Origin of the sequence: Peribacillus muralis, assembly GCF_001439925.1 — a bacterium.
Taxonomy (GTDB): Bacteria; Bacillota; Bacilli; order Bacillales; family DSM-1321; genus Peribacillus; species Peribacillus muralis.
Map to the genome: position 1 here is coordinate 15,509 of NZ_LMBV01000024.1, position 20,819 is coordinate 36,327.

21 protein-coding genes and 3 pseudogenes are annotated in these 20,819 nt (G+C 37.2%); 20 read left to right on the forward strand and 4 right to left on the reverse strand.

Going from position 1 to position 20,819, the window contains the following annotated elements; genetic code table 11:
• The first annotated feature begins 19 nt into the window (after nucleotides 1–19).
• The 20 genes and pseudogenes from ASU00_RS20150 to ASU00_RS20225 all read left to right on the forward strand — a co-directional run bounded on the left by ASU00_RS20150 (nucleotide 20) and on the right by ASU00_RS20225 (nucleotide 17,843).
• A complete protein-coding gene (locus ASU00_RS20150) occupies nucleotides 20–208 on the forward strand; it encodes a hypothetical protein (RefSeq protein WP_057915252.1) in 189 nt (62 codons plus the stop codon).
• Between the two features lie 8 nt (nucleotides 209–216).
• Nucleotides 217–345 (forward strand): hypothetical protein, encoded by a 129-nt coding sequence (locus ASU00_RS25115; protein WP_236712786.1) that lies wholly within the window; start codon nucleotides 217–219, stop codon nucleotides 343–345.
• 13 nt (nucleotides 346–358) lie between these two features.
• On the forward strand, nucleotides 359–1,408 hold the full coding sequence (locus ASU00_RS20155; protein WP_057915253.1) for a DUF917 domain-containing protein: 1,050 nt from the start codon (nucleotides 359–361) through the stop codon (nucleotides 1,406–1,408).
• Nucleotides 1,409–1,422: 14 nt separating this feature from the next.
• The gene (locus ASU00_RS20160) at nucleotides 1,423–2,364 is read left to right on the forward strand and encodes a DUF1177 domain-containing protein (RefSeq protein ID WP_057915254.1); all 942 of its coding nucleotides are present in this window, start codon (nucleotides 1,423–1,425) and stop codon (nucleotides 2,362–2,364) included.
• A complete protein-coding gene (locus ASU00_RS20165; RefSeq protein WP_057915255.1) occupies nucleotides 2,361–3,026 on the forward strand; it encodes an AroM family protein in 666 nt (221 codons plus the stop codon). Before ASU00_RS20160 ends, ASU00_RS20165 begins: the two co-directional genes overlap by 4 nt.
• Before the next feature lie 183 nt (nucleotides 3,027–3,209).
• The gene (locus tag ASU00_RS20170) at nucleotides 3,210–4,130 is read left to right on the forward strand and encodes an aminopeptidase (protein ID WP_057915256.1); all 921 of its coding nucleotides are present in this window, start codon (nucleotides 3,210–3,212) and stop codon (nucleotides 4,128–4,130) included.
• A gap of 685 nt (nucleotides 4,131–4,815) precedes the next feature.
• On the forward strand, nucleotides 4,816–5,622 hold the full coding sequence (locus tag ASU00_RS20175; RefSeq protein WP_057915257.1) for a YitT family protein: 807 nt from the start codon (nucleotides 4,816–4,818) through the stop codon (nucleotides 5,620–5,622).
• Between the two features lie 52 nt (nucleotides 5,623–5,674).
• A pseudogene (locus tag ASU00_RS25120) lies at nucleotides 5,675–5,821 on the forward strand (hypothetical protein); the annotation flags it as partial.
• Between the two features lie 535 nt (nucleotides 5,822–6,356).
• Nucleotides 6,357–6,473 (forward strand): annotated as a pseudogene (locus ASU00_RS26405) (DDE-type integrase/transposase/recombinase); the annotation flags it as partial.
• Nucleotides 6,474–7,193: 720 nt separating this feature from the next.
• Nucleotides 7,194–9,125, forward strand: coding sequence for a BglG family transcription antiterminator (locus ASU00_RS20185; RefSeq protein WP_057915259.1), 1,932 nt, complete (start codon nucleotides 7,194–7,196; stop codon nucleotides 9,123–9,125).
• 17 nt (nucleotides 9,126–9,142) lie between these two features.
• Nucleotides 9,143–9,460, forward strand: coding sequence for a PTS sugar transporter subunit IIB (locus tag ASU00_RS20190; RefSeq protein ID WP_057915260.1), 318 nt, complete (start codon nucleotides 9,143–9,145; stop codon nucleotides 9,458–9,460).
• Between the two features lie 244 nt (nucleotides 9,461–9,704).
• On the forward strand, nucleotides 9,705–10,010 hold the full coding sequence (locus ASU00_RS20195) for a PTS sugar transporter subunit IIB (RefSeq protein WP_057915261.1): 306 nt from the start codon (nucleotides 9,705–9,707) through the stop codon (nucleotides 10,008–10,010).
• 28 nt (nucleotides 10,011–10,038) lie between these two features.
• Nucleotides 10,039–11,406 (forward strand): PTS cellobiose transporter subunit IIC, encoded by a 1,368-nt coding sequence (celB, locus tag ASU00_RS20200; RefSeq protein WP_057915262.1) that lies wholly within the window; start codon nucleotides 10,039–10,041, stop codon nucleotides 11,404–11,406.
• A gap of 55 nt (nucleotides 11,407–11,461) precedes the next feature.
• Nucleotides 11,462–11,779 carry a PTS lactose/cellobiose transporter subunit IIA gene (locus ASU00_RS20205; RefSeq protein WP_057915263.1) on the forward strand — a complete coding sequence of 106 codons (318 nt, stop codon included), beginning with the start codon at nucleotides 11,462–11,464 and terminating at the stop codon, nucleotides 11,777–11,779.
• A 19-nt stretch (nucleotides 11,780–11,798) separates the two neighbouring features.
• Nucleotides 11,799–13,136: a 6-phospho-beta-glucosidase gene (locus ASU00_RS20210; protein WP_057915264.1), complete on the forward strand. Its 1,338-nt coding sequence runs from the start codon at nucleotides 11,799–11,801 to the stop codon at nucleotides 13,134–13,136.
• A gap of 31 nt (nucleotides 13,137–13,167) precedes the next feature.
• Nucleotides 13,168–13,875, forward strand: a complete 708-nt coding sequence (chbG, locus tag ASU00_RS20215; RefSeq protein ID WP_057915265.1) for a chitin disaccharide deacetylase — start codon at nucleotides 13,168–13,170, stop codon at nucleotides 13,873–13,875.
• A 97-nt stretch (nucleotides 13,876–13,972) separates the two neighbouring features.
• Nucleotides 13,973–14,149: pseudogene (locus tag ASU00_RS26985) on the forward strand (HPr family phosphocarrier protein); the annotation flags it as partial.
• Nucleotides 14,150–14,230: 81 nt separating this feature from the next.
• The gene (locus ASU00_RS20220) at nucleotides 14,231–16,285 is read left to right on the forward strand and encodes a molybdopterin oxidoreductase family protein (RefSeq protein WP_057915266.1); all 2,055 of its coding nucleotides are present in this window, start codon (nucleotides 14,231–14,233) and stop codon (nucleotides 16,283–16,285) included.
• Between the two features lie 294 nt (nucleotides 16,286–16,579).
• A complete protein-coding gene (locus ASU00_RS25825; protein WP_169792921.1) occupies nucleotides 16,580–16,756 on the forward strand; it encodes a hypothetical protein in 177 nt (58 codons plus the stop codon).
• A gap of 214 nt (nucleotides 16,757–16,970) precedes the next feature.
• Nucleotides 16,971–17,843 carry an AraC family transcriptional regulator gene (locus ASU00_RS20225; RefSeq protein WP_057915267.1) on the forward strand — a complete coding sequence of 291 codons (873 nt, stop codon included), beginning with the start codon at nucleotides 16,971–16,973 and terminating at the stop codon, nucleotides 17,841–17,843.
• 138 nt (nucleotides 17,844–17,981) lie between these two features.
• Here ASU00_RS20225 and ASU00_RS20230 read toward each other — a convergent pair whose 3' ends face one another.
• The 4 genes from ASU00_RS20230 to ASU00_RS20240 form a co-directional block, all read right to left on the reverse strand.
• The gene (locus ASU00_RS20230; RefSeq protein WP_236712787.1) at nucleotides 17,982–18,695 is read right to left on the reverse strand and encodes a substrate-binding domain-containing protein; all 714 of its coding nucleotides are present in this window, start codon (nucleotides 18,693–18,695) and stop codon (nucleotides 17,982–17,984) included.
• A complete protein-coding gene (locus ASU00_RS26410) occupies nucleotides 18,679–18,861 on the reverse strand; it encodes a helix-turn-helix domain-containing protein (protein ID WP_330219556.1) in 183 nt (60 codons plus the stop codon). Before ASU00_RS26410 ends, ASU00_RS20230 begins: the two co-directional genes overlap by 17 nt.
• A gap of 363 nt (nucleotides 18,862–19,224) precedes the next feature.
• Nucleotides 19,225–19,512 (reverse strand): putative quinol monooxygenase, encoded by a 288-nt coding sequence (locus ASU00_RS20235; protein ID WP_057915268.1) that lies wholly within the window; start codon nucleotides 19,510–19,512, stop codon nucleotides 19,225–19,227.
• A 259-nt stretch (nucleotides 19,513–19,771) separates the two neighbouring features.
• Nucleotides 19,772–20,428 (reverse strand): type 1 glutamine amidotransferase domain-containing protein, encoded by a 657-nt coding sequence (locus ASU00_RS20240; RefSeq protein WP_057915269.1) that lies wholly within the window; start codon nucleotides 20,426–20,428, stop codon nucleotides 19,772–19,774.
• Between the last annotated feature and the right edge of the window lie 391 nt (nucleotides 20,429–20,819).

A 20,819-nucleotide genomic window follows, 5' to 3' on the forward strand; every position in this document is an offset into this window, starting at 1 on the left:
GCAGTACTAGGTGGCGGCGGTGGGAATTGGTGTAGGGGTTGCATTATTTATTGATGGTTTCATTCTTTATAAAGTATTTGACTCGAATTTCTTTGGTTCGAATAAGGCTTGGCCTCAAGGTATTGCTACAGCTGAAGCTCTTAAAGCTGGTGATGAAGGTGGACAAAAAGGGAAATTACCAATCCGATTGCTGGTTGGGCAGTTATAATTGGGATTTTGATTCGGGTTATTATCTTAAAAGTTCGTGGTCCAGAAGCTGCAAGTGCGATGTTTACCACAGCGGCAGGGTTTATTGCGGGAGATGCTTTGTATAGTTTATTTACATCTATTTGGAAAATTCGATGATGAGGTGAAAGTAATGACAAGAAGATTATTAACAAAAGATGATGCAATTAAAGCAGTTTATGGTGGTTGTATTTTAGGAGGCGGAGGTGGAGGCTGGATTCAAGACGGACTTCAAAAAACAGAATCTGCTTTTGAAGTTGGTTCTCCTTCACTTATAACGATTGAAGAATTGCAAGATGATGATTATGTTGTGTGCGTAGCTTTAGTAGGTGCACCTTCAGCGAAAGAACAATTTGTTGATTCACAACAACTTGTGGAGACAGTCCTACGAATGCAAAAAGAATTTCCACATCCGATTAAAGCAATTATGACGAATGAAAATGGAGCATCTACGACAATAAATGGTTGGTTACAAGCTGCTGGTGCAGATTTACCGGTTCTTGATGCTCCTTGTAATGGAAGAGCACATCCGACGGGTTCAATGGGTTCATTAAATTTATCAGAAGTGGATGGATATCAATCACTGCAGTCCTATTCAGGAGGAAAAGCAGTTAAGAAAGTGGAGGGATTTGTTTCGGCGACCCTAGACAAATCGTCCAATGCCGTTCGTTTTATGTCTGTTGAGGCTGGGGGAATGGTTGCAGTTTGTAGAAATCCAGTAACAGTGGGTTATGTAAAAAAACATGCTGCGGTCGGTGGTATTACACAAGCGATAGAACTTGGTGAAGCATTTCTCTCAGTACCTGAAGGGCCAGGGAGAATTGAAGCAGTTGCATCGTTTTTAAAAGGCCGCGTCATCCATTCTGGGAAAGTTAGTACATTTAACATGAATCAAACAGGAGGATTTGATGTAGGGGTCGTGAGGATTGATGAACTGGAGCTGACTTTTTGGAATGAATATATGACAGCTGAAATGAATGGGGTACGTAAAGGAACCTTCCCTGATTTGATCATGACATTTGATGCAGAAACCGGACTTCCTCTAGTAAGCGCCGAAATTCAAGAGGGGCAGAGCATTACCGTTCTTTCCGTACCGAAAGAAAACTTGAAATTAAGTTCGACGATGTTCAATGAAAAGCTATTAAAAACGGTCGAACCTATTATTCAAAAAAATATCATGTAAAGGAGAGATTACTAATGTCTTTGAAATATACGATGGAAGTCATGGAACTGTTGGATGATCCTAATGCAAGCGGTAAGATGGTAACTGAACTTTTTACGGAGTTTTCACATGTTGAAGCATCTTATCAAACAGTAGTAGGTGATAGTGGATCAACGGATTTCATTAAAATCCTGGTTAAAGGTGCTGATGGAAAATCAGCTGGAGGAAGTTCCCCTTCTCTGGGGATTGTTGGAAGATTAGGAGGACTGGGGGCCAGGCCTTCTCGTATCGGATTCGTATCCGATGGGGACGGAGCAGCCGCAGCCATTACAGCTGCTTTAAAGCTTAGCTTAATGGCTGAGAAAGGGGATCGACTGCCTGGGGATGTCTATATCACGACCCATATTTGTCCTGATGCTCCAACCATACCGCACGAACCAGTGGTTTTCATGGGCTCGCCTGTTGATATATTCACGATGAACCAGTATGAAGTTCTGCCGGAGATGGAAGCTTTGTTATCAATTGATACAACAAAAGGAAACAAAGTATTCAATCATCGGGGCATTGCCCTTTCACCAACAGTAAAAGAAGGATATATATTGAAGTTCAGTGATGATCTAATCCGGATTATGGAAATGACAACAGGCGATTTACCGGTTACATTTGCCGTAACAACTCAAGATATTACTCCCTATGGAAACGATGTCTATCATATCAATAGCATTTTACAGCCAGCAGTCACAACGGATGCTCCAGTTGTAGGACTTGCGATAACAGCAAAAACGGCGGTCCCTGGGTGCGGAACAGGTGCAAGTCATGAGGTAGATGTGGCGCAAGCCGTTCGTTTTAGTATTGAGGTTGCTAAAGAATTTACAAAGGGAGAAATTCAATTTTATGATCAAGCAGAATTTCATCACCTTGTGAATTTATACGGCTCAATGAAGAAGCTACAAACATTGGGAAGTGCGACAAAATGAAAAAAAAATCTATTGGTTTATTGACAATTGGCCAATCACCAAGGGTGGATTTTACACCTTCTATTCAACATATTTTAGGGGATACGGTTGATATTGTAGAAGCTGGAGGACTCGACCGAATCGGAAATGATGATCTTCATTCCATTACACCTGATAAAGACGAAATTACGTATATTTCGAAGTTAATAAACGGGCAATCAATTAAAATAGGAAAATCAAAATTATTACCGTTATTGCAAGAGGAATTAAACAAATTGGAAGAACAAGTTTCTGCCGTTATTATGCTCTGTACAGGAGATTTCCCATCAATTATAAGTAAGAAACCATTAATTTATCCTGATAAAATACTAAGCCATACCGTACAAGCTATTTTACCGAAAGGGAAGCTTGGATTAGTAGTTCCTTTAGAAGAACAAAGAAATACGTTAACTCAAAAGTGGAAAAGCATGGGAGTAGAGTTTTGCGTAGAAGTTGCATCACCTTATGAAGACAGTGATATAAAAGGGGCTGCTCAAAAGTTAAAAAATCAAGGAGTGGAACTCATTGTCCTTGATTGTATGGGATATAACGAAACACATAAAAGAGATGCCATGGATGGAAGCGGCTTACCTGTTCTGCTTCCTCTGACCTTATCTGCTCGTATTGTTGCAGAATATGTATAGTAGAAGTGATCCGGTTTTCCGGATCTCTTTTTCTTAAGTGTAAGGAGAAGAAGAACAAATGCCTATCTATTATGGGTTCTGTTTCTTGAAAAAAAGGTGTATGCTCTTTGGATTGTTATTTGTGTTTACAAGAGTTTATATAATGAATAAAAAAATGCCCAAAAAAAGAAGGAGCGAAAAAGCATGCGCGAGTTACATAAGATTGTTGCAAATATCATGTCTAATAATGTAAATGTTTCTAAATCCAATACCATTTTAGTATTAACAGATCATAGTACCTCTTTATTAGCAAATAAATTTAGAGATGCATTAATAACAAACGAGTGGAGTGTTTCTTTTTATGAAATGGAGGATCGTATGAAATCGGGCGAAGAGCCACCGAAGGAAGCTTCTGATGAGATGTTAAAACATGATATTGTATTTTGTTTAACAAAGCATTCATTAACACATACAGTAGCACGAAAAAATGCAAACCTTCACGGAATAAGTGTGATAACAATGCCGGGAATTACGGAAGATATGTTTTTACATGGTGCAATAAATGCAGATTATCAACGAGTAGAAAAAGAAACATTGGAAATGACTGAAAAGTTATCCCAAGCTGAAAAACTAATGATTAAAACTGGAAAAAACCTGTTAGAAATACCCCTCCTTGGTAGAAAGGGTGTTCCAAGTACTGGCGTTTTCAAAGAAAAAGCTGCTTCGGGTAACTTACCCTCAGGTGAAGCTTATATTGCCCCTGTTGAAGGTGAAGCAGAAGGGAAAATTGAAATTAATGGTTCAATTGCAGGCATTGGGCTTCTGGAAAAGCCAATCGTTTTAACGATTCAAGAAGGTAGATTAGTCGAGGCAACAGGTGAAGTAGGTAGGGAATTACTTACCTTGCTTGGCGATGGAGATGGAAGGTTGCTATGTGAGCTAGGGATTGGAACAAACCATGCTGCAAGAGTAACCGGTAATATTTTAGAAGATGAAAAAGCCTACAATACGATTCATGTGGCCTTCGGTTCAAACCATACGTTTGGAGGCACGATCAAATCAAACGTACATATAGACTGTGTAACTGTAAGGCCTGAACTAGAATGGGTATCTTCTGAAGTTTAAATACGACCCAAACACTTCCGAAGGTGGTCGGAAGTGTTTGGTCCTATATTAACTATCGAGACTTTTCCACCTTAGTTTTCTTATGTTCTTATGTGAAGCATATTACGCTTTTCATTCGACTGATGGTTAGATTTTCTCCTATAGCATTAGCTCTTCTAGCGGGATTTAATGCTGCGACTGGTCCAACCTTCCCTGATATGGGGTTTATTAGTTCTACAGTATTTCTAAGATTATTTAATAAGTGTTTGTTAAACTATTGGGCGCTTTGTTGAATAACGAAATTCTTTTTTATCGCAAAACTAAAGAACTAAAAAACTATTATGAAAAATTCTATAACTTAGATAAAAAGACAATACTAGTATAGACGCAATAAGTTGCTCAAACAGCAGGATTATCAGACATAACCGTAAACAAAGTGGATTATCGACCGTCACCTTTTACAACCCGGTATGGAGTTGATGATATGTGTACAGCCCGGTATCGTACTCCAAAACTGCTTATTCTGAAATCGCTGTTAAATGAATCATTCTTCCGTATCCAAAGGAATGTGTTTGAAAAGGGTAAGACCATTTTAGGACATATCTCTAACCGCCTATTATCATATCGTAAATTATCTTGGTACCCCGATATTAGTTTGTCCCTTTTTTTGTTGATTTTTATAGATTTTTTAAGGAGTTACATATTTATGGAAAAATTAATTGTCATCGCTGGTTCGCTGATCGTTGCATTTGCTTTTAATTTCTTTCTGGTACCCTATGCAATTTTAAGTAGTGGAATTAGTGGTATTGCTATTTTGCTTGGATTAATCACCCCACTTAATACTGGCTTATTGAATCTAGTGCTTAACTTACCGTTAGTCATTTTAGGCTACTATAAACTTGGAAAAACCATTACAATCAGCACTCTGATTTGCGTCGTTTCACTTTCGGTATTCTTATACTTGTTGCCAGTTGTTGAAGTGACCGAAAATATATTGCTATCGACAGTTTTTGGTGGGGTCATTGCCGGTATCGGAGCAGGTCTTATCTTAAAGTATTCTGGAACATCTGGCGGATTGGATATTATTGCTATTATGATTTCCAAAACCAGTAATGTCAGTATTGGCCTTCTTCTCACTTGTATGAATGGTATAATTGTTTTTGTTTCAGGAGCTGTCTTCAACTGGGATATCGCATTATACACCCTATTATCAATCTATTTGACTGGTAAAATGATTGATACCATCTTTACTAATCACGTCAAATTGACGATGCAGATTGTCACTTCAAAGGGAGATTTAATACGAGAGGATTTACTGAATTCAATTTATCGTGGAATTACAATCTCAGAAGGGTATGGGGGCTACACACAAGAGAAGAAACAAATTTTAATGATGGTCGTTACACGCTACGAAACGATGCAAATTAAAAAAATTGTACGTAACCATGATGAAAAAGCATTTATTAATATATTTGAAACTGTTGAAGTCGATGGTGAATTCGCTAAAAATTAGGAGAATTTAATATTGTAAAAATGTTTATTTCGAGGTTTATGATTTTTCTCTATTTTTTGGTGCTGGAAACTTAATCTGTCGGCCATATCTTCGTATAGAATCCGGCAATTACTTTGTTGCTGCGATTGCTAGATTTATATTAATCGTAGTATATGCCATTTTGGCAATAAAATTCAATAATGGACTTTTATCTATTTAGGCAGTATCGACACATAAAAAACACCAGCATTATTATGATATTACAAAAATAATAGCGTTTTTTTCGTTTTAGGGGTAATGTTTTGTATGCGGCAGGGCCCCTATTATAGGTAGTCATTCTAGTTACATCTTTTTTTTACTTATATTATCACAGAGTAAACGGATTAATTCATTATATATATAAGACACCTATTTTTTACCTTTTCCCATAATTATCTCTGTCTTTTAATCTACGTATATTTTTAATTGTCTACTATGAGGGTACTCAAAATTTAAATTTTAAACTTGTGTAATTGTGTTATGCAATCATTAAATGACTCTAGGGTGGATTTTTACTTGTTCAACTCCATTGAAAAATAAAAATGCTCAAAATCCAGAAAAAACCACAATAAAATAGACCCAGTAGAAGCTCTTTTTTTAAACTGAGCCTTATAAGTGATGTGAATGTGTTTGATACAATCTTTTAAAAACCTTCAATCATTGCAAATTAAGTAGATGCTAGCTCGACGACCAAAAAAAGATTAATCAACCACACTGAGGGCTGGTTGTATTTGGCGACTGTCATGGATATTAGTTCACGAAAAATCTTAGGATGGGCCATGGATAAGACCATGACGAAGGAATTGGTAACAGCTTCCTTAAAGATGGCTATTCTGCCCTTAATAATGGGCCTTATATAAATTAGATGGTCTATGTAGGGGTGTCTTTGGTCGAACTGTGACCGAAGCATTCTATAGTTTTTCGGGACCCGAAGGAAGAAGTATTTCCAATATTAACAAGAATTTTTAGATTTGAATATGGTTTATCTGTTCAGGTTCACCCGGGTGACTCTTATGCGAGAGAGCATGAAAGGGAGGACTTAAGAAAGACGGAATACTTGTATATCATCAATAGTAAAGAAAATACTGATATGTTATCGGCCACAATGCTACTAAGACAAAGGAAGCGTATATAACGGGTTCGTCTTCCTCACTAATAGCTAATGAATCGAATAATCCAATTAAACTCTTACGTTATTTACAGTTTATAAAATCTACCAACACCTGTATTTAGTTTCTTTGGTATGAATGATACCTTACCTAATGCTGATAAAGATTCATCCACTTGAATTATATACTGGTATATGCATTAATTTCTGTTTTTTGGAACCTATTGGCACTATGGAGAAAGAGGATTTTCAAGTTATTACGTATATCAAAAAAGGCAGTCAATTTATAATAAATCGGGCTGCTTTTTTATTTGGTCTGGCTTCTTCATTGAAGCTGGTGAATAAACTCCAACAGTGGATTTCCGGCTGAATTCACTTTACGAAAGTTGTTTAATAATATATATATATATATATATCCATAGTTTGTCAGGAAGCAGGGATTGGGATGTTAAATGCTCGAATGATTGTAATTATCCAAGAATTAATGAAAGCGGAAACATCCGTAACAAGTGAGTATTTGGCTAAATTTCTCGATGTAACTTCGCGAACGATCCGAAATGATATTAAGGAGCTAGAAACGATTGTTTTAGACTTTGGTGGTTCCATTAAATCAACTAGAGGGATAGGCTACGAGCTTATAATCGATGATGACCAATTATTTCGTCAGCTGCTTCAAAATATTACTGAAAAAGGTAATGAGAATGAAGGGGTAATTCCAACATTACCGGAAGATCGTGTCCAATATATTTTAAAACGCCTTCTGCTTGCAGGTGAATATTTAAAATTGGATGACATTGCTGATGAATTATATATCAGTAAATCAACCTTACAAAATGACTTAAAGGAAATAAAAGAAATCTTTCATCAATATGGAATTACGTTTAATAAGCGGCCAAATTTTGGCTTTAAGTTAGTGGGTGATGAATTCAAACTGCGGATGTGTATGGCTGATCACCTATTTAATTCTCTAGAACCGAAAGGTGATTTTGACCCCTCAAATATCCCAATATTCATGGAGAAAGACTTAAATAAGATCAGCAGAATTATCTTAAATGAAATTAATAAACACCAAATGGCTCTTTCTGATATTGGTTTAAACAATTTAATTATCCATCTTGCGATTGCCTATAATCGAATAAAGGAAAAAAAATATATTACTTTTTATCCAATGGAATTAGCCGATTTGAAAAAACAAAAAAAGTACAAGGTTGCCGATGAGATTGTAAAGGCTCTTGAAACAGAACTAGTGATAAGCTTTCCGGAAACGGAAGTTGCCTATATCACCATTCATTTATTGGGTACCAAGATGCTTACCGAATTTCATATGAATGATAATAATATTCATGGTATTGATCATCAAATTTATCAGACTGTAAAAAAAATGTTAGAAACCATTGATAATGAACTCCATTTAAAGATAGAAAATGATCAAGAACTATTTAGGGCGCTTTGCCTTCATTTAAAACCAGCCCTGCACCGCTTGCAGTATGGGATTAATTTGACTAATCCATTACTGCAAGATATAAAATCCAAATATCCGCATGCCTTCCAGGCAGCGGTTATTGCAGGAATAGTTCTAAAGCAGGAACTAGAAATGGAAATTAATGAAAATGAAATTGGCTATTTAGCGCTTCATTTAGGTGCTGCTATGGAGAATAATAAAATTGGGCATCAATCAAAAAAATGCATAATTGTATGTGCATCTGGAGTAGGTAGTGCCCGGCTCTTGGCAAACAAAATTAAGGCAAGGTTCGGAGCGTCGGTTGATATTGTTGGAACAACTGAATATTATAAATTAAATCAAATTTCAATGCATTCTTTAGATTTTATTATTAGCACGATTCCAATTTCTAAGGAGTTTCCGCTACCTGTTATTCAAGTGAACTCCATCCTAGGCGGAAATGATTTGGGTAAAATCGAAAAGTTATTTTCGAAAGAGGTAAATCAAAAACTAAAGTATATCAGGGAAGAATTAGTTTTTTTGCAAAAAAATTTGGTATCAAGAGAAGGGGTACTTCACTTTTTAGGAGGGGAATTGGCGGATAGGGGACTCGTGGATGAACAATTTTTAGAAAGTGTTTTTGCAAGAGAGGCTATTTCACCAACCAGCTATGGCAAATTTGTTGCGATTCCTCACCCGATTACACCAATAACAGATTCCACATTTTGGGCGATATGTACTTTGCAAAAGCCGATTAAATGGGGCGATAAAAGAGTACAATTCGTTTGTCTGCTGAATGTTGAAAAAAATAGTACAGATGAACTTCAGCACATGTATGATCATTTAGTGGACCTGATTGATAATAGCCAAATTGTCCAACAGTTAATCAAATGTAAAACCTACAAAGAATTTGCAACTGTATTTCTAAAAGGATAAATTGAATGGAGTAAAAAATGAATATCTTATTGTGTTGTTCTGTTGGAATGTCATCAAGTTTATTAGTATCTAAAATGAAAAAAAGTGCGTTTAATCAGGGGATTGAGTGCAAAATTTGGGCGGTCTCGGTTGACATAGCATTAAAACAAATGGATAAAGCGGATATCCTTTTATTAGGTCCTCAGGTGCGATATATGCTGCCACAATTTAAACAGGCTGGAAAGGAAAGGGGAATTCCTGTTGAGGTAATTAATATGCTTCATTACGGGACAGTTAACGGCAATGCTGTACTGAGTTTCGCAAAACAATTATATAGTTCTAAAGAGGAAGGATGAGCTGTTAGCTCCTCCTTTTTTTTGTAGTATACTACCATTTTGTATTATTTAAAAATTCAGACTAATCATTTCCGTTGAGTAACGGAAAAAGGGTGTGTGTAAATGAAAGCGCTTTTATAATATATTAAAGCTAGTAAAAAGGAAATAACAATTGAGTTTTGAGAGTAAGAGAGCCAGTAATTATGTATAACACTGAATCTCACTCTTGAAAGTATTTCAAAACACAAATAGGGGGAATTACAAAATGAATATCTTATTATGTTGTGCAGCTGGGATGAGTACAAGCCTTTTAGTGACGAAAATGGAAGCGTATGCAAAAGCAACAGGTATGAAAGCGAAAATTTGGGCGGTTGGAGCTAGTGATGTGAATAATCATATCGATAACGCTGATGTTCTTTTATTAGGTCCACAAGTCCGCTACATGCTGCCTAATATGAAAAAAGTCGGAGCGGAAAAAGGGATTCCAGTGGATTCAATTAATCCAGTTCATTATGGAATGTGTAACGGCCAGGAAGTTGTGAAATTTGCCCAAAATTTAATAGGCTCATAATCTAGTTTTTTAACATGGAGGAATATATATGAGTAAATATAATAGTTTCTTAGAAAACAAGGTTATGCCAATAGCAAGTAAAATGGCAGGACAGAGGCACTTATTAGCTCTTCGAGACGGTATCATTCTCACAATGCCGTTGATTATTATCGGTTCTCTTTTCTTGATTTTAGGCTTTATTCCGATTCCTGGTTACAACGAATTCATGGCAAGCATCTTTGGCGATGCATGGATGACAAAATTATTGTATCCAGTTGGAGCTACTTACGATATCATGGCGCTCATTGCGACATTCGGCATTGCCTATCGACTCGCTGAACAATATAAAGTTGACCCGCTAAGTGCTGGTGCGGTGGCTGTATCTGCGTTTCTGATTGCAACACCTTATTTCACAATGTTTACACCAGAAGGTACTGAAATTGCTGTTCAAGTTGGTGGCGTAATACCAGTTACCTTAATGGGAAGTAAAGGTTTATTCGTTGGTATTTTAATCGCTTTATTCTCAACTGAAATCTATCGAAAGATTATTCAAAAAAATATCGTTATTAAAATGCCTGAGGGAGTACCGCCGAGTGTAAGTAAATCTTTCGTTGCATTGATTCCTGCGGTTATTGTTATTAGTAGTGTTTGGTTAATTCGTATCGGAATTGAAAATTTATATCACTTAAATTTCTTAGGGAAATTAGGTTTCACAAACACAACAAGTTTACACGATATTATCACATTGTTATTATCAGAGCCACTTGGAATATTAAGCGGAAGTTTAATCGGAGCAATTATTTACACATTACTCGTTCACTTATTATGGGTTTGCGGTCTTCATGGGTCAAGTATCCTTGGAGGTGTCATGACCCCCATTCTCTTAACAGCTACTGACCAAAACCGTTTGGCACTTCAAGCTGGAGAAGAATTGCCGAATATTGTCACTTCTCCATTCTTTGAATTGGTTTTCATGGGTGGTTCAGGTGTGTCAATAGTTTTTGTTGTTATGATGGTTTTATTTGCAAAATCTGAACAATCAAAGCAGTTAGGAAAAATTGCAATAGCACCTTCAATTTTTAACATTAACGAACCAGTTGTTTTTGGTGCTCCAGTTGTAATGAACCCATTGCTAATGATTCCGTTCATTCTAACTCCAGTAGTGTTGACTGTTACAACTTATATAATGATGAAATCAGGATTTATTCCATTGACAAATGGTACACTCCCACCTTGGACAACCCCTCCAATTATTAGTGGTTTTTTAGCTACTGGTAGTTGGAAAGGTTCGTTAATGCAAATCATTAACCTAGTAATTGCATTTGCTATCTACTTACCGTTCTTCAAGATGTGGGATAAGCAAAATACTGCAATGGAAAAAGGTACTGAAAATATAAATGTAACCAAAGCAATATGAGTTTGCTAAAATATCAGACTCATATTGCTTGGATTATAGTTAGAGGTGTTAAAATATGGTAAAAAAAGAACTGTATAATCTTAGTTTCCAATTAATTTTGCATGGCGGTAACGCAAGAAGTTTTGCGATGGAAGCCTTATATGCGGCAAAGGAAAAAAAATTTGACAAGGCAAATGAAAAACTAAACGAGTCTGAAAAGGAATTGAACGAAGCTCATCATTTTCAAACACAGTTAATTCATGCAGAAGCCGGCGGGGAAAGCTTCGACATTCCCATCATTCTGGTTCATGCCCAAGATCATTTAATGAATGCGATGACTATAAAAGATTTAGCAAGGGAATTGGTTGAAATTCGTCAAGAAATGATTAACTAAAAACTTGGAGGTAGTATAAATGACTAATAAAACAATTAAAATTGCAACAATCGGTGGAGGTTCCAGCTATACTCCAGAACTAGTTGAAGGGTTTATTAAACGTTACGATGAACTTCCATTACGTGAGTTATGGCTTGTTGATGTCGAAGAAGGTCGTGAAAAGCTTGAAATCGTTGGAAATCTTGCTAAGCGTATGTTTGAAAAAGCTGGTCTTCCAGTAGAAGTGCATTTATCAATAGATCGCAGCACAGCCTTAAAAGACGCAGATTTTGTAACTACTCAATTCCGCGTCGGACTTTTAGACGCTCGAGCAAAAGATGAGCGAATTCCACTTAAGTATGGTGTATTAGGTCAGGAAACAAACGGTCCAGGTGGATTATTTAAGGGTCTTCGTACCATTCCTGTTATCCTTGACATTGTAAAAGACATGGAAGAACTATGTCCAAATGCTTGGCTTATTAACTTTACAAATCCAGCTGGAATGGTTACAGAAGCAGTCCTTCGTCACAGTAACTTCCGTAAAGTTGTAGGTCTTTGTAATGTTCCAATTGGCATGGAGATGGGTATTGCCAAGCTTTTATGTGTTGAACATTCTAGAGTCCGTATTGATTTTTGTGGTCTTAACCATATGGTTTACGGTCTTGATGTGTTTGTTGACGGTGTCAGTGTGAAGGATCAAGTGATTGAGAAATTAACTGACCCTGAAAACACTAGCTTCGTTAAAAATGTACAGGGTCAAGGCTGGGAGCCTGAATTTATTAAATCATTAAATGCTTTAACTTGCCCTTATCACAACTATTATTACAAAATGCCTGAAATGTTAAAGAAAACAATGGAAGCGGCTGAAAAGGAAGGAACTCGTGCTGAGGTTGTAAAACGTTTAGAAGGTGATTTGTTTGAATTATACAAAGATCCAAATCTAAAAATTAAGCCTCCTCAATTGGAGAAACGCGGTGGTGCTTATTACTCTGATGCCGCTGTTCGTTTAATCTCTTCGATGTATAACGACAAACGTGACATTCAGCCAGTTAACACGATGAACAATGGAGCAATTGCAAGCATCCCAAATGATTCAGCCGTTGAAGTTAGCTGTATCATTACTAAAGATGGTCCTAAGCCGATTGCTATGGGCGATATTCCTGTTGCAGCCCGAGGACTTGTTCAACAAATTAAATCATTTGAACGCATTGCTGCCGAAGCTGCAGTTGAAGGGAATTATGATAAAGCGGTACTTGCTCTCACAATTAACCCACTTGTTGCATCCGATTCACTTGCGAAAAAGATTGTTGATGAAATGTTAGAAGCTCATAAAGAATATTTACCTCAATTTTTCAATAACGAATTAATAAAAATGTAAGGGAAACTTTTAAAGAAGAAGGGGGATATTTATGATTAAATTAATTATTAATTCTGATGACTTTGGATATTCAAGAGGTATTAACTTCGGTATTATCGATTCACATAAGTACGGTATTTTAAATTCGGCAACCCTTATGACCAATATGCCAGGAGCTGAACATGCATTTGAACTTGCAAAAGAAAACCCAAAGCTCCAAGTCGGGATTCACCTTGTACTGACTTGCGGTCACCCGCTTTTGGATAATGTTTCAAGCCTCGTGGATAATAATGGTTACTTTAGAAAGTTAAATGATGTTTATAAACATAAAGGCTTTTTTTTAGAGGATGTCGAAAGAGAATGGACAGCGCAAATCGAAAAATTTTTAGTGAGCGGTATTACACCTACCCATTTTGACAGCCACCACCATGTGCATACGCTCCCTGAACTCCTTCCGGTTGTCCAGCAATTATCAAAAAAATACAACCTACCTGTCAGACGTGAAAAAGAACAAGCTGTTGAAGGTGTTCCAGCATTTTCTGATGTCTTTTTAAATGATTTTTACGGCGAAACAGCAACGTTTGATTACTTTGAAAAATTGCAAAACCGTTTTCCCGATGATTCTGTTGTTGAAGTAATGACCCACCCGGGATATTTAGATAACTCAATTCTAGACGGTTCTTCTTATAACACAGACCGATTAAAAGAAACAGAAATATTGACAACTGTTAAACTTCCGGAAAATATTGTCTTAATTTAAACTATTACGAGGGAGTGGCATACTCTTACATTGTTGGCGCTTCCAGTCTGATGGTTTTTCTAGTAGAGGTAAAAAATTGGATTAAAAATCGTTTACTGTATTCGATCAAACCGGAATCCACGCCCGACCGGCAACGGTTTCAGTGAATGCCTCACAATTTAATTCTGAAATTAATTTATCCAACCAGGGAAAGATTGGCACACTAAATTTAATTAAACATTTAAACACATACAGAACAATAAAAGTACTGTTAATATTTCTTGAATTTGCTTAACTCTCTTCTCGAGTTAATGATATAAAAATATACATTGATGTATAAATGGTGCATGTCACCCAGAAAGGAGATCTATCCTCAATGGAACAAAATGGAGTTTTTAAGTCGGTTTGCTCACTTGATTGTCCGGATCAGTGTGGATTGCTGCTGCATAAAAAAGACGGTAAGATTGTAAAAGTTGAGGGTGATTCTGAGCATCCGGTGACAAAGGGGAATATCTGTAACAAGGTTCGAAATATGACAGAACGGATATATGATGTGAAGCGATTGGAATATCCACTAAAGCGTTCTGGAGCTAAGGGAGAAGGAAGATTCGAACGAATCAGTTGGGATGACGCCATTGAAACGATTACTACCCGGTGGAAGGCACTTATTCAAGCAGAGGGGCCGGAAAGCATTCTTCCTTATAGTTTTTATGGAAACATGGGACTGCTGAATGCAGAGGGAATGGATCGTCGATTCTTTCACCGATTAGGAGCGTCTCAACTCGAACGAAGTATTTGTTCCTCTGCTGGCTCTGCTGGCTATAAATATACTATGGGTGGCAGCTTCGGAATTAATCCAGAAGATACGGTTTATTCTAAGCTAATCATTTTTTGGGGCATTAACGCGGCAAGCACCAACATGCACCAAGTGGTACTAGCCCAGCAGGCGCGTAAACAAAACGGTGCAAAAATTGTCGTCATTGACGTTCATAAAAATCAAACTGGGAGATTAGCAGATTGGTTTATTCCAATTCTACCAGGGACTGATAGTGCACTCGCTCTTGGAATCATGCATATTTTATTTGCTGAAAACATGATTGACTCCTCCTTCTTACACCAATTTACAGTTGGATATGAAGAGCTGCGAGGTCATGTTAATCAATACGATCCCCTTACCGTTTCAGGCATAACAGGTGTTCCCGTTGAAGATATTTATAAGCTTGCTAGAATGTATGGAAAAACCTCGCCTGCCTTTATTCGAATCGGAAATGGACCGCAGCACCATGACAATGGCGGCATGTTCGTCCGTACGGTTTCCTGTCTTCCTGCCTTGACAGGTCAATGGCTCATCAGAGGCGGCGGTGCCATTAAAGGCAACTCGGGATATCTTACTATTAACACCGAAAATCTGCAGCGACCGGAATTTTTGAAGAACAAACAGACGCGGATCATTAACATGAACCAGCTAGGCGATGCTCTGCTGAAAGAAGAACACCCTGTTAAATCCCTATATGTTTACGGAACGAACCCTGCCATTGTGGCTCCCGAAGGAAATAAGGTTAGGAAAGGGCTAGTTCGTCAGGATTTATTCATTGTCGTCCACGATTTGTTTTTAACAGAAACAGCTAAATACGCTGATCTCGTATTGCCTGCAACATCGTCCTTTGAAAATACTGATATGTACTCATCCTCTTGGCACCATTACCTTCAAATTCAACTGCCAGTGGCTGAACCATATGGTGAGTCAAAATCTAATGTCGACGTCTTCCGTCTGTTGGCAAAAGGAATGGGATTTGAGGATGATTCCTTTGAGGACACAGAAGCGGAAATGATTGCTCAAGCACTTAATCATCCTCGCAATCCCTATTTGGAAGGGATTGAATATGAAACATTACTAGAGAAACAGTATGTAAAAGCAAAAGTAAAAACATTATTCCCTGGCAAACTGCCAACACCTAGTGGGAAAATTGAGTTGTATTCTGAGCGGATGGAACAAGATGGATATCCTCCACTTCCAACCTACATTCCTATTGTGAATGATGGGGACCATCCCTACCAATTTATTGCAGCACCAAATCATAATTTCTTAAACTCTACTTTTTCAAATAATCAAAAGCACATCAGCCTTGAAAAAGAACCTCGTTTGCATATGAACAGGAAGGATGCCTTAGATGCTGGAATTGAGGATGGGGAGCAGGTCCGTGTTTGGAACCATCGTGGGGAATGTGTATTAAAAGTGACCTTGGGTGAAAACGTCCTCCAAGGAGTAGTCGTCACCCAAGGTCTATGGGCAGATACAGAAGGTACAAAACAACTCGTCAACACACTAACACCCGACCGAATAGCCGACATGGGCGGCGGCGCCACCTTCTTCTCAGGTCGAGTCAGCATTGGGGTAGCGTCACATGCCCCTGAAGCTAAGTTAAAATAATACCCTCAAAAACAAAAAAACGCTATGTTTTTTGTAAGAAACTTTACGAGAAGGATGGTGTTTTTTGTGAATCCTTTCTACTCCAGTGAACTGACACTTTTCGTACAAGAATAATAACGCTTTCTATTTCCATTAGCGTTACAATAAATCTCCAAACAAGATGGTTTTGTGAAACGATCTAGTAAGTATAAAAGCAGATGAACGCATTGGACTCAATCGATCTTCGTCCTTTAATTGTATTATTTATAATGAATTAGGAAAAAATACAAATATAACAAGAAGGAGGGAACAGAGATGGAAGTAAATATGAGTGTTGAAGAAGTCGTGAATCAAATTTCTGAATTAGTACAAAAGGAAGGGCAACCACTTAGGAAGAAACAGGTAAAGAAGTCAGATCCAGAGTTGATGAAAAATGCATTGTATTACTTTCCAAGTTGGGAGAATGCAGTAGAACATAGCATGGGATCTTAATCATAGCCGATACATAAACATTTATTAAGAAGGTCGCCCATTGGCGGCCTTCTTAATGTGCAATTTTATATATTATCATACATTTAAATACAATCTTAACTAACTAACCGGGTAGGGTATTAGAAGAAGGAAGATACCCTACATAATCGTGCACAGAATATCGGATGATTATTTTCAACACATGCTATTGTATTGATATAAGGGAGGTCATTGAATGGATTTACTCAAAAATATGAATGGTGCCATTAAATTTATTGAAGAAAATCTTACGAACGAAATTGACTTTAAAGAAGTTGCAAGGTTTGCTTATTGCTCGGAATATCATTTTAAAAGGATGTTTTCGTTCCTGGCAGGCATTTCACTATCCGAGTATATCCGCCGAAGACGACTTACGCTTGCAGCTTTTGAGCTTAAAGATAACAGCATTAAGGTCATTGATATAGCAATCAAGTATGGCTACAGCTCACCAGACTCTTTTGCAAGAGCGTTTCAACAGTTGCATGGTATCACACCAACAGAAGCGAGAAGTAATGGCCATTCACTTAAGGCCTATCCACCGATGTCCTTCCAATTATCTATTAAAGGAGGCAGTGAAATGAACTATCGAATCGAAGAAAAAGAGGCATTCCACATTATTGGAATCAAAAAAAGAGTTCCGATCATTTTTAACGGTGTTAATCCAGAGATTGCATCCATGTGGGAAAGTTTAGACGAGAAAACAATAAATGAACTTAAAAAACTATCGAATGTCGAGCCAGTAGGACTGCTTAGTGCATCCGCGAACTTTTCCGAAGGCAGGTTAGAGGAGAAAGGGGAACTTGATCATTATATAGGTGTAGCAACAACGAGAAAGTGTCCTGATACCTTTACACTGCTTGAAGTTGTTGCATCTACATGGGCGGTATTCGAAGCAGTAGGACCTTTTCCTGAAACACTGCAAAATGTATGGGGACGTATTTATTCCGAATGGTTTCCATCCTCAAACTATGAACAAAGAGAAGGGCCAGAAATCCTTTGGAACGAAAAAAAAGATGTAACCTCACCAACATTTAGAAGTGAAATATGGATTCCCGTTTTGAAAAAGTAAGTAAACGCTTTAGAAATCTCTGAAGAGCTGTTGAAACAGCTCTTATTTGTTTTTTTCTCACCTTAAACTGGAATTACTGGAGAGACAAAGGTGAGCTAGATGTAGAGTAAGATATCAGTTTCTTGCTACTTATAGACACTAAACACGTCTGTTCCTGAGTTCTTTAATGAACTTTTGAAAAATTGGATTGCCTACATTATCAACTTTGCGTGCAATATATATAGTATTTTTTACAGATAGATGCGAAAACAACACTTTTGTTTTTTGGGCTTGCAATGACTCTTCAATTAAATAGGTGGGTAAAATGCTGATACCCATATCATTTTCAATGGCTTCTAAAATAGCCAACAAATTAGGAATGATATGATTGAGTTTGATTTCCGGTCGTTTTCCAAAATGCTCTCGCCAAAATCTTCTTATGATAGGGAGCTCCAGTCCGTAACTCAACCACTTTTGTAGCTTCAACCACGCTTCTATATCTACTTGTTCTTCTGTATGTAAAGAAGAATGAAAAGGAGCGACTAACACAAATTCCTCATCTTCTATTTTTGTATATTCAATACCTGTTATGGGTATTTTATTGGTTGTGATAACGAGATCTACCTCATCTTTTTGGAGCTTGTCCACAAGAACATCAGGGGTACCGAAGTGAACGACGAGTTGAACATCTGATAGAGATATCTTATGTAGAATACCTTTTGTGAAAAATTCAGCAGGGGAAGCCAAACGAATAATAGGAGCCAGCGTTTCTGAAGAAGATGAATGGCTCATTTCCAATGTTATGCTCTCTAAATTTTCAATGAGCGGGACAACCTTTGTGTATAGTTCAATACCTTTATCCGTTGGAATCATTTTTGCGGGGCGCACGTATAAATAAGGGAGTCCCGACTTTTGCTTCTAATGCGGCCAGATGTTGACTCATAGCGGGTTGTGTTAAAATGCGTGCTTTCGCAGCCGCAGACACGGAACGATGTTTATATATACTAATGAAACTGCGATACCATTCAAAATCAATCACTTGCTGTTATTCATTCCTTCCTATTTGTATTCATTCATAGAAACTTCTTCCCAACGATTTTCTGGATGGAATCTCTATTTTTTTCCGCGTCTTATATACGATATATAATTGGTTACTAACTGATAGTTCGGGATTCAAATTGAATTCTATATTGCCATTCCAGATCGCGAAGCATACTAAGGCCTTGATATATATATGATTCAGTGGGAGTGCCAATACGTATTTGGAATGGTTTTATTCTGTTGCTCTTATAGTATGGTCTTTTTTTGCCATCATTTTAACCAACGTTTTCTATAATAACAGATATTCTTCTTTGTACTATAAAGGAGCACTACTCATTTAAGATGAAGTGCTCTCTTCTTGTTAGGGCAAAACTTCTTCTAAACGATACACTTCCCTAACGTCAAGAAGGTTTGCTATGTTTTTTCTGTACGATTTATAATGGTCTGTTTCCACATGCAAGCGAAGTGCTTCTTCATTTTCCCATGTTTCATATAATACAAATGTACCGCTGTCCTGTAACGATTTATGCAACCTATATTCTATACATCCTTCTTCGTTACAGGAAGGGTGTACCATCTTTTTTAATTCCTCTAGAAGGAGGGATTCCTTATCTGGCTTTGCTTTTAATATTGCATTGATTGTGATCATAGACTACAATGCCTCCTATCTCATATAGACATGTAAGATCGTTTTTATAGTACGTTTCTTAAAATTTCTTTTGCATTTTCTTTTCGTAAAGAGATGTAGCTGCCGATTATTTAGGCAACCATTTCCCAATTGGCCATCAAATCAATTTTCATATCATCTATGTTAACGTCTGAGAGCGATGTCGGAGCACCTATGGAAACCTATAAACCGTAACTTTTCAGACGTGTTTATAGGTTTTCTAGTATGCTTTCTACCGATATTAGCTTAATTGTTTAATTACTTCTTGTGCAACGCTAATTGTAGATTGTGGATTTTGACCAGTAATTAAATTTCCATCTACTTGAAGGTGATTACTCCAATTTACTTCTGCGATGAAATTTGCACCTAGTTCACGTAAACGTGTTTCTAATAAGAATGGCATGAACCGATCTAAGGTTGTTTCTTTTTCTTCTTCATCAGTAAAGGAGGTTACCATTTTACCGGCTACTAATGGTGTACCATTGGATAAAGTCACACCAACTAAACCTGCAGGACCATGACACACAGCTGCTACAACTTTATTTGTTTCATACAATTGACGAATTAAATTTTGAAGCTTCTCATTGTCTGGTAAATCAAACATTGTTCCATGTCCGCCTGCCAAGAAAATTGCATCAAATTGTGAAGCGTCTATCTCATCAAGCTTCACAGTATTTACTAAATGTTTTTCTGTATCTAGAACCTCTTGTGGTACATCTTGTAAACTTCTCTCATCAATTGGTGCTTGCCCACCAAGTGGGCTGGCGACTGTGATTTCGAATCCCAACTTATCAAATTCAACATATGCTTCACCAAATTCAGAAAGCCAAAGACCTGTTTCATGCCCCTCGTTCATTTTATCAGCCGTAGTTACAACCATTAAAATATGTTTTTTCATTATTTTCTCCTCCTAGCGTGTTAGTAGTAATATTGCTTACGAATAGTATTGTAGTCCTGAATTATGTATAAAACAAATTAGAAAATAGAGCTATTGCTATAAAAATATTTATGGGACTGGTAATAGCTGCTTTCATTCCGTATTTTACTTCTGTAAGGATAAACCTTCTCGAATGTTTGTAAAGCAGGCAGAAATCAATCAAAGTTTATTTATTTATACGAGGAAAGTGGATGAGAGCGACCGTCTTTTCACTTACCATTTTATTGATAGAAGAAAAGGTAAACAGCAAAGTGTACACTTTCTCTGGTGGGGACAGCTACATTTATTGGTTAGGGATAACCAACTTATTGTTGATATTCTCCTTAGGACTATGCTTTAGCAATTGTTTATT